This window comes from Pseudomonas sp. MIL9, from assembly GCF_016887925.1.
Classification (GTDB): Bacteria; Pseudomonadota; Gammaproteobacteria; order Pseudomonadales; family Pseudomonadaceae; genus Aquipseudomonas; species Aquipseudomonas mohnii.
Map to the genome: position 1 here is coordinate 63,630 of NZ_JAFEHE010000009.1, position 11,209 is coordinate 74,838.

The 11,209-nt window shown below is 60.2% G+C and carries 13 protein-coding genes and 1 other RNA gene; 4 read left to right on the top strand and 10 right to left on the bottom strand.

Annotated elements, in window-relative coordinates; translation table 11 throughout:
- Window positions 1-2: 2 nt before the first annotated feature.
- The gene (locus JQF37_RS12125; protein ID WP_130205837.1) at window positions 3-479 is read right to left on the bottom strand and encodes a sn-glycerol-3-phosphate transporter; all 477 of its coding nucleotides are present in this window, start codon (window positions 477-479) and stop codon (window positions 3-5) included.
- A 351-nt stretch (window positions 480-830) separates the two neighbouring features.
- Here JQF37_RS12125 and JQF37_RS12130 point away from each other — a divergent pair, with 351 nt between their 5' ends.
- Window positions 831-1,499 carry a gamma-glutamylcyclotransferase gene (locus JQF37_RS12130; protein ID WP_130205694.1) on the top strand — a complete coding sequence of 223 codons (669 nt, stop codon included), beginning with the start codon at window positions 831-833 and terminating at the stop codon, window positions 1,497-1,499.
- A 112-nt stretch (window positions 1,500-1,611) separates the two neighbouring features.
- Here the strand turns inward: JQF37_RS12130 and JQF37_RS12135 are convergent, their stop codons facing one another.
- Window positions 1,612-2,589, bottom strand: coding sequence for an NADPH:quinone oxidoreductase family protein (locus tag JQF37_RS12135; protein WP_130205696.1), 978 nt, complete (start codon window positions 2,587-2,589; stop codon window positions 1,612-1,614).
- A 150-nt stretch (window positions 2,590-2,739) separates the two neighbouring features.
- Between JQF37_RS12135 and JQF37_RS12140 the strand changes: the two genes are divergently transcribed.
- Window positions 2,740-3,147, top strand: a complete 408-nt coding sequence (locus tag JQF37_RS12140) for a flagellar basal body-associated protein FliL (RefSeq protein ID WP_047534823.1) — start codon at window positions 2,740-2,742, stop codon at window positions 3,145-3,147.
- 88 nt (window positions 3,148-3,235) lie between these two features.
- Here JQF37_RS12140 and JQF37_RS12145 read toward each other — a convergent pair whose 3' ends face one another.
- From JQF37_RS12145 to JQF37_RS12160, 4 genes are all read right to left on the bottom strand, one after another.
- A complete protein-coding gene (locus JQF37_RS12145) occupies window positions 3,236-4,354 on the bottom strand; it encodes an ABC transporter permease (protein WP_130205698.1) in 1,119 nt (372 codons plus the stop codon).
- On the bottom strand, window positions 4,354-7,077 hold the full coding sequence (gene rbbA / locus JQF37_RS12150) for a ribosome-associated ATPase/putative transporter RbbA (protein WP_130205700.1): 2,724 nt from the start codon (window positions 7,075-7,077) through the stop codon (window positions 4,354-4,356). Before rbbA ends, JQF37_RS12145 begins: the two co-directional genes overlap by 1 nt.
- Complete coding sequence (locus tag JQF37_RS12155) at window positions 7,074-8,039, bottom strand: efflux RND transporter periplasmic adaptor subunit (RefSeq protein ID WP_130205702.1); 966 nt, start codon at window positions 8,037-8,039, stop codon at window positions 7,074-7,076. Before JQF37_RS12155 ends, rbbA begins: the two co-directional genes overlap by 4 nt.
- A 132-nt stretch (window positions 8,040-8,171) precedes the next feature.
- Window positions 8,172-8,621, bottom strand: coding sequence for an EVE domain-containing protein (locus JQF37_RS12160; RefSeq protein WP_130205704.1), 450 nt, complete (start codon window positions 8,619-8,621; stop codon window positions 8,172-8,174).
- Window positions 8,622-8,817: 196 nt separating this feature from the next.
- Between JQF37_RS12160 and JQF37_RS12165 the strand changes: the two genes are divergently transcribed.
- Window positions 8,818-8,973 carry a hypothetical protein gene (locus JQF37_RS12165; protein WP_090466451.1) on the top strand — a complete coding sequence of 52 codons (156 nt, stop codon included), beginning with the start codon at window positions 8,818-8,820 and terminating at the stop codon, window positions 8,971-8,973.
- 34 nt (window positions 8,974-9,007) lie between these two features.
- Here the strand turns inward: JQF37_RS12165 and JQF37_RS12170 are convergent, their stop codons facing one another.
- From JQF37_RS12170 to JQF37_RS12185, 4 genes are all read right to left on the bottom strand, one after another.
- Window positions 9,008-9,613: a 5-formyltetrahydrofolate cyclo-ligase gene (locus JQF37_RS12170; RefSeq protein WP_130205706.1), complete on the bottom strand. Its 606-nt coding sequence runs from the start codon at window positions 9,611-9,613 to the stop codon at window positions 9,008-9,010.
- 86 nt (window positions 9,614-9,699) lie between these two features.
- Window positions 9,700-9,878: non-coding RNA, 6S RNA (gene ssrS, locus JQF37_RS12175), on the bottom strand.
- A 30-nt stretch (window positions 9,879-9,908) separates the two neighbouring features.
- Entirely contained in the window at window positions 9,909-10,226 is a 318-nt protein-coding gene (locus JQF37_RS12180; RefSeq protein WP_007899404.1) for a cell division protein ZapA, read from the bottom strand.
- The gene (locus JQF37_RS12185; RefSeq protein ID WP_007982902.1) at window positions 10,223-10,432 is read right to left on the bottom strand and encodes a TIGR02449 family protein; all 210 of its coding nucleotides are present in this window, start codon (window positions 10,430-10,432) and stop codon (window positions 10,223-10,225) included. Before JQF37_RS12185 ends, JQF37_RS12180 begins: the two co-directional genes overlap by 4 nt.
- A gap of 192 nt (window positions 10,433-10,624) precedes the next feature.
- Between JQF37_RS12185 and JQF37_RS12190 the strand changes: the two genes are divergently transcribed.
- Window positions 10,625-11,185, top strand: coding sequence for a YecA family protein (locus JQF37_RS12190; RefSeq protein ID WP_130205708.1), 561 nt, complete (start codon window positions 10,625-10,627; stop codon window positions 11,183-11,185).
- The last annotated feature ends 24 nt before the right edge of the window (window positions 11,186-11,209 follow it).

Consider the following 11,209-nt stretch of genomic DNA (forward strand, 5'->3'; position numbering starts at 1 on the left):
TTCTAGAAGCGTATGCCCGTCGTCACCATGGCCGCGTTGGCGCCGAGGAACACCAACTCGGCGGCCAGCGGGCCGTAGTGCGCGCCAATGGATGGAATGATCACCGGCGCAATGCCGAAGTGGTTGAGCGGAATCTTGTCCTTGTACTGGCCGCTGTAGCCCTCGAGCAGCCCGCCGGTCAATTTCAGATACACCGGATACTCCGTACTCTCATAGCGTTTGCCGGCGTAGGCATAGTTGGAGCGCTGGCGGAACGAGTTGCGAAAAGTCGCCCCACCAAATACCCAGCCAGACGCTTGATTACGTTCAATGCCAATCAGGTCCTGATTGTTATTGTGGTCGGGATCAGGCGAGTAATGTTTGGTGTAGACGCTGGTCTGCACATACCAGAAGCCTTTGTCTTGTTGTGCATCATCCGTCGCCATTACATGGCTGGCCTGGATCATCAACAACATGGCGACAAGCCCCGCTTTTTTCATCATTCAGCCTCTGTTAAGCGCTATGGCTTGCGCCTGGGGAGGTCGTTATACGTGGGCGTCCAGCCACGGGGAAGGCAGAAAGTCCGAGAGTTTAGTAGGAAATTTCCTGTGCATTATGAACGTGCCCTGAACAGATCGAAGGCTTATGCATATGTCATTCAGGTATTTAAGTCATTTTGAAAATAGTATTAGGCTATATAAAACGGGATGGCTGCGGTGATTACCGGTATTTAGTGGTATCACGAGTGTCATACATCTCTTAGCACTTTTCGTTTTACAGTTACTGCTATATGTTCTATGAAACGAAATTTGCTACATCTTGTAATACTTGTGGGGCCGAACACTTCCACCATGACAGCCATTGAATCGACTTTTCTGAATCTGGCTTACCCTCCGCGGCTCGATCTGGGGCCGCAGCTCACTCACGAACAATTGCTCAGCTCGATGCAGTCGACCATGGCACGCCACAAGGGCGGCCCGGTGTGGCTGTTCGCGTATGGGTCACTGATCTGGCGTCCCGAATGCACGGCGGTTGAGCGGGTTCGCGGGCGGGTGCATGGCTACCATCGCGGCTTGTACCTGTGGTCCCACGAACATCGCGGCACGCCGGAAATGCCTGGGCTGGTGTTTGGCCTGGATCGTGGCGGCTCTTGCAGTGGCTTTGCCTACCGACTGCCGGAAGAGCAATTGGAGGCCTCGCTGTATGCGCTCTGGAAAAGGGAAATGCCTTTTCCGTCCTATCGTCCGCACTGGCTCAACTGCCGCCTTGAAGACGGCAACCAGGTTCAGGCGTTGGGATTTGTCCTGGAGCGTCATCTGCCCAGTTATGCCGGTAATTTGCCGGATCACGTGCTCAGTCATGTGTTCGAAAACGCATGTGGGCGCTACGGCACCACTCGCGATTATGTCGAGCAGACCGCCCATGCCCTGCGCAGCCATGCCATGCCCGATCGGAATCTGGAAGCCCGACTCAAGCGCTGCAGGTCAAAATCCGATCAGGCGGATGCACCGCCGATGTGAGCCGGCGCAGGCAGCATTACCTGCACACCCGCTTCGTTGCTTTAGAGCTGCGAGTAAATAGGCCAGAACAACCTCGTCAGTTGTTCTGGCCTATTTTGTGTCCGGTGAAGACTCAGCGAACCTGCACCACCACTTTCCCGACCGCCTTGCGCTGGCCGAGGTCATTGATGGCCTGTGCGGCGTTGCTCAGCGGGTACACCTGCGATACCAGTGGCTTCAATTTGCCTTCGGCGAACCAGCCGAACAGTTGCTGGAAGTTCGCCGCATTGTCCTGTGGCTGGCGTTGGGCGAACGAGCCCCAGAACACGCCGACCACGGCGGCACCTTTAAGCAGGGTGAGGTTTACCGGCAGTTCGGGGATGCGTCCGCTGGCGAAGCCCACCACCAACAGGCGGCCATTCCAGGCGATGGCGCGGATGGCCTGGTCGAACAGGTCGCCGCCCACCGGATCGTAGATCACGTCGGCGCCCTGGCCATCGGTCAGGCGTTTGATTTCGTCCTTGAGGCTGGTTTCGCTGTAGTTGATCAGTTCATCGGCACCGGCGGCCTTGGCCACGGCGAGTTTTTCGGCGCTGCTGGCGGCGGCGATGACCCGGGCGCCCATGGCTTTGCCGATTTCCACGGCGGCCAGACCGACACCGCCGGAGGCGCCGAGTACCAGCAGGGTTTCACCCGGTTGCAGGTGGCCCCGTTGCTTGAGGGCATGCATGGAGGTGCCGTAGGTCATGCTGAAGGCTGCGGCGGTGTTGAAGTCCATGGAGGGCGGGATGGGCAGCACGTTGTAGCCCGGCACCGCGACCTGTTCGGCGAAGCTGCCCCAACCGGTCAGGGCCATGACCCGGTCACCGACCTTCAGGTGGCTGATCTTTTCGCCCACCGCGCTCACGACGCCAGCGGCCTCGCCACCCGGGGAAAACGGGAAGGGCGGTTTGAACTGGTATTTGCCCTCGATGATCAGCGTGTCCGGGAAATTCACCCCGGCGGCGTGCACGTCCAGCAGGATTTCGTTCTTCTTCGCGACAGGACTGGCGACGTCTTCCAGCACCAGCGATTCGGCAGGGCCGAAGGCTTTGCACAGCACGGCTTTCATCAGGGCTATTCCTTTGGGAGTGATGGCCGATAAGTGTAGGTGTGTGAGTCGAGGGGTCAACGAGCATGCCCGGCCCTGATAGTCAGCCATAAGCTTGTGCTTGAGCGGCGGGTCGTTATGCTAGGCCGCAAACCGGATAAGGAGTGAATTGTGAAAGCGTGGATCGTGTTGATGCTGGCCCTGTCTCTGCCTGTGGCAGCGGTGGCCGAAGAGGCAAAAGAAGGTGAGGCTCCGAAGGTCAACTACATCACCCTCAGCCCGCCGTTCGTGGGTAACTATGGGTTGGACGGTACGCCGAAGCTCAAGGTCTACAAGGCCGACGTGGCATTGCGCGTGACCGGTGACGAGGCCACCAAAGCGGTGAAAGCCAATGAACCGCTGATCCGCAATCAACTGGTGGCGCTGTTCGCCCAGCAGACCACCGAGACGATGAATAACGTCGAAGCCAAGGAAAAATTGCGTCAGGAAGCCCTGAAGCAAACCCAGCAGGTCATGACTGACGAAACCGGCAAACCGGTGGTCGAGGATCTGTTGTTCAACAACCTGATCATCCAGTAACGCCGGATCTACTGGCGCTGGGTTACTGGTGATCGCACCTTCGGGCGCGCGATCACCAGCCAGCCATGGGGCTGGCAGGAGCATCGTTTCAGGACGCCAGGCTCTTTCGAAACCGCATCAGCGCGATCGCAAAGAACAGCAGGCCGATGGCGGTCAGCGCGAGCAAGTCCGGCCACACCACGCTTAGCCCCGCATCGCGAAACAGGATCGCGGCGCTAAGGCTGACGAAGTGTGTCGACGGTGAACCCTGCATCACCCATTGCAACCACTGCGGCATGCTGTCGAGCGGCGTGCTGCCGCCGGACAGCAGCAGCATCGGAATGATGACCGGAATGGCCAGCAGACCGAACTGCGGTGTCGAGCGGGCCAGGGTCGCGAGGAAAATCCCCAGTGCGGTACTGGCGAACAGATAAACGGCCGTCACCATCAAAAACAGGCTCATGGAACCGGCCAGCGGTACGCCGAGCGCGCCTTTGACGATCACCTCCAGTGAAATCCAGGTGCACACCACGACGACGAGCATGTTGCTCCAGATCTTCGCCAGCATGATCTCCAGCGCCGTCAGCGGCAGCACCAGTAAATGGTCGAGGGTGCCGTGTTCGCGCTCACGCAGCAGAGCCGTACCGGTGAGGACGATGGCGAGGATGGTGATGTTGTTGACGATCTGAATCACGGCCAGGAACCAGCCACCTTCCAGATTCGTATTGAACAGCGAACGGGTGGTCAGCAGGATGGGAGCCTGGCTGGCGGGATCGCTCTGACCACTGTAGGTCACCAGTTCACGCTGGAATATCCGCCCGATGTAGCCAGCCCCCATGAACGCCTGGCTCATGGCCGTGGCATCGACATTCACTTGCACCGCAGGCTGGCGGCCGGCCAGCAAATCCGTCTGGAAATTCGCCGGCACGTTGATCACAAAGGTGTACCGGCCACTGTCCAGGACTTGATCGAGTTGCCCATAAGGCAGCGGTACAGGGCGCTGAAACTCCGGCGGTTGCAGGGCCTGGGCCAGTTGCCGTGACAAGTGACTGTGATCCTCGTCCACCATCGCCACGCTGGCGTTGTGCACGCCGATCACCGAGCCGGCCGCCGGCATATAGATCGCCACGGTGAAGGCGTAGAACAGAAAGACCAGCAACACGCTGTCGTGCCGCAGGCTGGTCAGCTCCTTGATGCCCAGACGCAAGATGTGAGCGAGCTTGTGCATCAGGCCTCCTGCTTTTTCAGCATGATCAGGCTCAGCCCGGTGAACCCGAGAAAGAACCCGAACAGCGCCAGGCATTGCGGCCACAGCTGCCGCAGGTCCAGCGCTTTGGTAAACGTGCCGACGGTGATATCGAGGAAATAACCGGCCGGAAACAATATCCCCATCACCGCCGCCGCACCGTCAAGGGAGGAGCGCGGCACGATCAGCCCGGAGAACTGGATGGTCGGCAGGCTGGTGATGATCATGGTGCCGAGGATCGCGGCGATCTGGGTGCGGGTGAATGCCGAGATCAGCAGACCCATGCTGGTCGTTGCCAGTACGTACAGCAGTCCGCCGAAGGCCAGGGTGAGCCCGCTGCCCTTGAAGGGGACGCCGAACAGCCAACGGTTCATCGCCGTCAGCACGGCCAGATTGATCAGGCTGATCGCCAGATACGGCGCCTGTTTGCCCAGCAGGAACTCCAGTCGGGTCAGAGGCGTGGCATAGAAGTTGGTGATCGATCCCAGTTCTTTCTCCCGCACGATCCCCAGGGCCGTCAGCATGGCCGGGATGAACGCGAGGATCAGCGCCATTACCCCGGGGCCGATGGCGTTGACGCTGACCACGTCCTGGTTGTAGCGGAATCGGGTTTCCAGTTTGGCCGCCGCGGGGGCATTCCGTGCGCGACTGCTCTGTTCGGCCAGTCGTTCCAGGACTGACTGGTGCACCGCTTCCACGTAGTTACGGCTGGTCTCGGCACGAAACGGCATGCCCCCATCCAGCCAGGCTGCTACGGCGGGCTGGCGTCCGGCGTACAGGTCGCGACCAAAACCCGGCGGGATCTCCAGCGCGAGTTTGATTTCCGAGCGTTGAAGGCGTCGGTGCAGTTCTTTCGTGTCGTGGATGGGGGATTGTTCGGCAAAGTAGCGAGAGCTGCGAAACGCCTCCAGATAAGTGCGACTTTGCGGCGTCTGGTCTTGATCGAATACGGCGAACGCGAGTTTTTCCACGTCCAGCGAAATGCCATTGCCGAAGATCACCATCATGAAAATGGCTCCGAGCATGGCAAAGGCCATTCGCACTTTGTCGCGCAGCAACTCCTTGCCTTCGCGGGTGGCCACGGCCACCAGGCGCCCGACACTGAAACGGCGCTCCTTCGTCGGCTTGGCCGGTGTGACGGGTGCAGGGTCCGGGGCGGGTGAAGCCGGTGTTTCGGTCGCTCCCTGAGCCTGTTCCAGGCAGGTGACAAACGCTGCTTCCAGCGTTTCGCCGTTGAACTGTTGTTGCAGTGCCGCCGGGGTGTCGCAGGCCAGCACCTTGCCAGCGTGCATCAGCGAGATACGGTCGCAGCGCTGGGCCTCGTTCATGAAGTGGGTAGAGAGGAAAATCGTCACGCCTTGCTCGCGCGACAGTTCGATCAGCAGTCGCCAAAAGTCGTCTCGCGCGGCCGGGTCGACACCGGAAGTGGGTTCGTCGAGGATCAGGACTTCCGGACGATGCAGCACCGCGACGGCCAGCGACAGCCGTTGGCGCAAGCCCAAGGGCAACGCGCCGGATTGTTGGTCGGCCACGCCGCCCAGGTTGAAGCGCTGGATCAGTTCGTCGATGCGCTGGACGCTATCGGCCTTGGGCAAATCGAACAGGCGGGCGTGCAAGTCGAGGTTTTGTCGCACGCTGAGCTCGCCATACAGCGAGAAGCTCTGGGACATGAAGCCGACCCGTTTTCGCGTGGCCAGGTCCTTGGCGTTCACCGGATTACCCAGCAACGTGGCGCTGCCTTCGCTGGCCGGCATCAGCCCGGTGAGGACTTTCATGGTGGTGGTTTTGCCGCAGCCGTTGGAGCCGAGGAAACCGAAAATCTCGCCGCGACCGATGGCGAAGCTGACTTTGTCCACGGCGGTAAAATCGCCGAAGCGCAGGGTCAGGTCGTGGGCCTCGATGGCAATGTCGGTGGTGGAGCCGGGGCGGGGGGGAATCACCAGTGGCTGGTTGTCGTGGCCACTGTCGCCCTGGAAATGGGTGAACGCCTCGTCGAGTTTGCCGCCGGGCGTGACGGCCGCCAATTCGCTGCTCAGGCCCGTCGCGATCAACCGACCGCTGTCGAGCATCAGGCAATGTTCGAATTGCTCGGCCTCTTCCATGTACGCGGTAGCAACCAGCAGTGTCAGTTGCGGGCGTTGACGCCGTACATCGTCCACCAGTTCCCAGAAGCGCCGCCGGGACAAGGGATCGACGCCTGTGGTCGGTTCGTCGAGGATCAGCAGGTCCGGCTCGTGGATCAGCGCGCAGCAGAGGCCGAGCTTCTGCTTCATGCCGCCAGACAGTTTGCCGGCCGGGCGATCGGCAAAGCGCAACAGATCGGTGGCCAACAGCAAGCTGTGCCTGCGCTGGTCGCATTCGGCTTTTGACAGGCCGAACAGCGTGGCGAAAAATTGAATGTTTTCGCTGATCGACAGCTCGGGGTACAGGTTGCCGCCCAGGCCTTGAGGCATGAAGGCGATACGCGGGTAGAGGCTATTGCGATGGCGACGATCCTGGATCGAGCCGCCGAGCACCTCCAATTGCCCTTGTTGCAGGGTTTTAACGCCCGCGATCAACCCCAGCAAGCTCGACTTGCCTGCACCGTCCGGTCCGATCAGGCCGCAGCGTGTGCCGGTGGGCAGACTGAAGCTGATGTCGGTCAGGGCCTGCTGTTTGCCATACAGGTGGTTGATGCCGGTGGCTTGCAGCGCCAGGCCGTTCATTGCAGTTTGGCCGGCCAATCAATCGGTGCGGTGCGCACATAACCGGCACCGGGCATGCCCGGCTTGGCCTGAGGCAGGGCGCCCGGATCGGTCAGGCGCAGTTTGACGCGAAACACCAGTTTTTGCCGTTCGTCACGGGTTTCGACTTCCTTGGGAGTGAATTGCGACTTGGCGGCGACGAAACTGATTTTGGCCGGCAGCGGGCGGTCGGGCAGGGCATCGAGCAGGACTCGTGCATCATCGCCAACCGCCAGGCGTCCGGTAACGGAGGCAGGAAGGTAGAGATTCATGTACTGGTCGCTGGGGTCTATCAGCAACAGCACGCGCCCGCCGGCACCCAGCACCTCGCCGGGTTCGGCCATGCGCAACTGGACGACCCCGTCAATCGGCGCGCGCAGGCTGGCGTCATCAATTTCGCTGGTCAACATGGCCACTTGGGCCTGGGCCGCACCAATCGTCGCACCGACCGCCGAGACCTGTGCCCTGGACGCGGCGACCGCTGCGACGCCGGTGTCCAGGCGCGCCTGTTGTTGATCGACGATCTGGCTACTCACGAAACCGTGTTTGATCAATTCCTGAGAGCGCTTGAGCTCCTGTTGAGCCAGCAATTGTTCGCTCTGGCGCAGTTGCACGTTGGCCTGGGCGGCGGAAAGGTTTTCCCGGGCACGCAACACCTCGGCTTCAGCCTGGTTGCGCTGCGCTTCGAGGGTGCGGGTATCCATGCGGGCCAACAGTTGGCCCTTGGTGACCTTGTCGCCTTCATCGACGAGCACCTCTGCCAGTCGCCCGGGTGTCTTGCTGGCGATCTGTACTTCGGTGGCTTCGAGGCGGCCATTGCCGACATACAAGCCTTCAGGCAACCGGTCATGCATTGACTTCCAGTAACCGAAGCCTCCGGCGGCCATCAGCAAAACCATCAACGAACTGGCGAAGAAAATCGAAGAGCGACTGTGTGTAGACATGCGGGCATCCTGCGACTGTTACGTCTTAGTCTGACTGATCGAGCACCGAGGCGATTTGATACCCGTCAACTGAGGGACAAGACTAATCTCATTGGCCAGGCCAATGGGGGCGATCGGTGCCTTCTGCTTTATTTAACGTAAATCGAGCACGGCCGCCCATTGTTCGTCAGTCACCGGCATCACGGATAACCGACTGCCTTTCTGCACCAGTGGCATTTGCGCCAATGCGGTTTGCTGTTTCAGGTAATCGAGCTTCAACACCCTGGAGAACGTCTCGACATGGGCGACATCGATTGCGCTCCAGGCGTTTTTCTCCGCGGTTGCCTTTGGATCGTAATAATGACTTTCAGGCTCCAGTGCCGTGGGGTCCGGATACGCCGCTTCGACAATCCTGCCAATCCCGGCAATCCCCGGCTCGGGGCAGCTGGAATGGTAGAAGAAGAACTCGTCCCCCACTGCCATGGCCCGCAGGAAATTACGCGCCTGATAGTTGCGAACCCCGTCCCAGCGCGCTTTGCCGAGCTTCTCCAGCCCTTTGATCGAGAGTTCGTCGGGCTCGGATTTCATCAGCCAATAGGCCATGTTTTTTGCTCCTTGCGAGGTGAGTGGACAGGTGGTCCGGCCATTTTATGACAAACCGACAGTCGGTTGACGTCAGCGTTTGCGTGCCGGTTCACGTTGTCGCAAAATGCCGGCCTTTAAAGCTTGACGCTGCTGCACGGCCAACAAACGGAAACCGCTGCTGTCATCGTGTTGATGTGCCTTTGGGGGGCAATCGATGAAACGCAAACCGGATTTACTATGGATTTTGGTTATTTTGTTCGGCCTTGGGGTCGTGACCACCGGCTATGCCCAAAGCCTGTGGACCAACAAGACCGATGCACCGGTCGAGGTTGCACCGTTGCAACAACAGTCGACCGCTTTCAAACGCTGAACCTGTCCTTCGACGCCGCTGATCCCGGTGGCGTCTAGCCTGCGTAATACCAGGCCTTGTCCGTCACCGTTCCCTGCAACGGCACATCCCAGCTCGCCTGAGCCAAGCGCTCGACCTTCTGACATTCATGGGCCAGTCCCAGTAGCGTCGGCTTGCGCCAGTCATGACGGCGGGCCAGATAAGCCAGGCTGCGATCATAGAAGCCGCCGCCCATGCCCAGGCGTCCGCCAACATCGTCAAACCCCACCAACGGCAGCAGCACCAGGTCCAGCGCCCAGACTTTGCGCTGTCGGGCGAGGTTGTGCCTGGGTTCGAGAATCCGGAAGCGATTGAGTTTGAGTTTTTCACCGGGGCGAATGCGCTGGAACACCATTTTGGTTCGCGGCCAGGCACTGAGCACCGGCAGATAGGTGGCCTTGCCCCGACGCTGGGCGGCACGCAGCAGCAGGCGCGGATCGATTTCACCGTCGGTGGGCAGGTATAGGGATATGTGTCTGGCGCGGCGAAACAGCGGTTGCTGGGCCAATTGCCTGTACAGCCCGCGAGCGGCCTGGCGCTGCTGACTGGCTGTCAGTGCGCGGCGGGCCTTGCGCAGCATGCGTCGAAGTTGCGGGCGGGGAAGCAGCGCAGGTTCGGTCATGGATTCGGGCTTCAGCAGATCGGATACGCGGAGCGTACCCGTAAAAACGCCGATGCCGGTATTAAAACCGGCATCGGACTGCAATCAGGCTCCCCGGGTGAACCGCTGTCGACTTAGCCCTTGAACCCGAAAGTTCAAGGTGGAAGATGCAGTAGGCTTTAAGGCTTTCCGTCTAGCGGACATGCACACCAGCCCAACGTGCAACCTCCAGGGTATAGCAAATCGGCTCAGGGACATCGCCAACTGGCAAGCACCCCAGGGAGTGTTGGGAGTATACCGCAAGCGTTGGCGCGAATCAGCCTTTGGTGACGTCCGGATCGGTCGACAGCACCAAATCGACACGATCGAGCAGGTCTCGCACCTGTTCGCGGGTCGAGCCGCTGGCCTGAACATCCGGGCGCTCTTCCTTGTGCAGCAGGTCGTGCGTGATGTTCAGCGCGGCCATGACGGCAATGCGATCGGCGCCGATGACTTTGCCGCTGCTGCGGATTTCACGCATCTTGCCGTCCAGGTATCGAGCGGCGCTCACCAGGTTGCTGCGTTCTTCCTGGGGACAGATGATCGAATATTCTTTGTCGAGGATCTGCACGGTGACGCTATTGCTTGAACTCATGAGTCTTGCTCCAGGGCCTTGAGGCGCGAAATCATCGATTCGACCTTACGCCGGGCGATTTCGTTTTTTTCAATGAGGTGAGCGCGTTCCTCGCGCCAGGTCTTTTCCTGAGCTAGTAAGAGTCCGTTTTGGCTCTTTAGTTGCTCGACTCGGGTAATCAGCAGTTCGAGTCTGGCCATCAGCGCTTGCAGGTCGGTGTCTTCCATTGTCTTCACTGTCTGATGGGGGCGAACTGTAGGAGCGAGCCCGCCCGCGATGGTCGCCAACGCTACCGCTGGGTCCCTGACACCCCATGGCGTTCTGGGGTTCATCGCGAGCAAGCTCGCTCCTACAGAGGAGTCGTTGTAGGATACAAGGCCTTCATTCTAGACATAGCGCCGTCTGGCGCCTAGCTACCCATGCCCATTCAGAATTCCCCGTACCAAGCCTTCGCCACCCTGCTGACATCCAGCGGTCATAACGTCTCGCCTGCCGAATTGCACGGCCTGTTGCTCGGCCGCAGTTGCGCCGGTGCCGGTTTCGATGTCGAAGGCTGGCTGATCGATGCCGCCGAGCTGCTGGAAACCGAGCCACAGGACAACGTCCGCAATGCCTTGATCGGCCTGCAAGAGATGGTCAAGGGCGAACTCACCGGCGACGACGTGACCGTCGTTCTGCTGCTGCCAACCGATGATACCCCGCTTGCCGAACGTGCCGCGGCGCTGGGTCAGTGGTGTCAGGGTTTCCTCAGCGGTTTCGGCCTGAACTGCCGCGACAGCAGCATGCTGAGCACTGAGGCGACCGAGGTGCTGCAGGATCTGGCGGCGATTTCCCAGGTGCAAGATGCTCTGGAAGAATCCGACGACGGCGAAAACGACTATATGGAAGTCATGGAGTACCTGCGCGTCGCGCCGCTGCTGCTGTTTTCCGAAACCAGGAAGCCGGACGCGACTGCTGCCGCCAAACCGTCGCTGCACTGATCAACGCCAGGGAACACCATCTGC

What these genes read in the sequence shown, in the direction of transcription:
- JQF37_RS12125 (WP_130205837.1), bottom strand. Translation starts at nt 479, where the DNA reads ATGAAAAAAGCGGGGCTTGTCGCCATGTTGTTGATGATCCAGGCCAGC.
- JQF37_RS12130 (WP_130205694.1), top strand. Translation starts at nt 831, where the DNA reads ATGACAGCCATTGAATCGACTTTTCTGAATCTGGCTTACCCTCCGCGG.
- JQF37_RS12135 (WP_130205696.1), bottom strand. Translation starts at nt 2,589, where the DNA reads ATGAAAGCCGTGCTGTGCAAAGCCTTCGGCCCTGCCGAATCGCTGGTG.
- JQF37_RS12145 (WP_130205698.1), bottom strand. Translation starts at nt 4,354, where the DNA reads ATGCACAAGCTCGCTCACATCTTGCGTCTGGGCATCAAGGAGCTGACC.
- rbbA (WP_130205700.1), bottom strand. Translation starts at nt 7,077, where the DNA reads ATGAACGGCCTGGCGCTGCAAGCCACCGGCATCAACCACCTGTATGGC.
- JQF37_RS12155 (WP_130205702.1), bottom strand. Translation starts at nt 8,039, where the DNA reads ATGTCTACACACAGTCGCTCTTCGATTTTCTTCGCCAGTTCGTTGATG.
- JQF37_RS12160 (WP_130205704.1), bottom strand. Translation starts at nt 8,621, where the DNA reads ATGGCCTATTGGCTGATGAAATCCGAGCCCGACGAACTCTCGATCAAA.
- JQF37_RS12165 (WP_090466451.1), top strand. Translation starts at nt 8,818, where the DNA reads ATGAAACGCAAACCGGATTTACTATGGATTTTGGTTATTTTGTTCGGC.
- JQF37_RS12170 (WP_130205706.1), bottom strand. Translation starts at nt 9,613, where the DNA reads ATGACCGAACCTGCGCTGCTTCCCCGCCCGCAACTTCGACGCATGCTG.
- JQF37_RS12180 (WP_007899404.1), bottom strand. Translation starts at nt 10,226, where the DNA reads ATGAGTTCAAGCAATAGCGTCACCGTGCAGATCCTCGACAAAGAATAT.
- JQF37_RS12185 (WP_007982902.1), bottom strand. Translation starts at nt 10,432, where the DNA reads ATGGAAGACACCGACCTGCAAGCGCTGATGGCCAGACTCGAACTGCTG.
- JQF37_RS12190 (WP_130205708.1), top strand. Translation starts at nt 10,625, where the DNA reads ATGCCCATTCAGAATTCCCCGTACCAAGCCTTCGCCACCCTGCTGACA.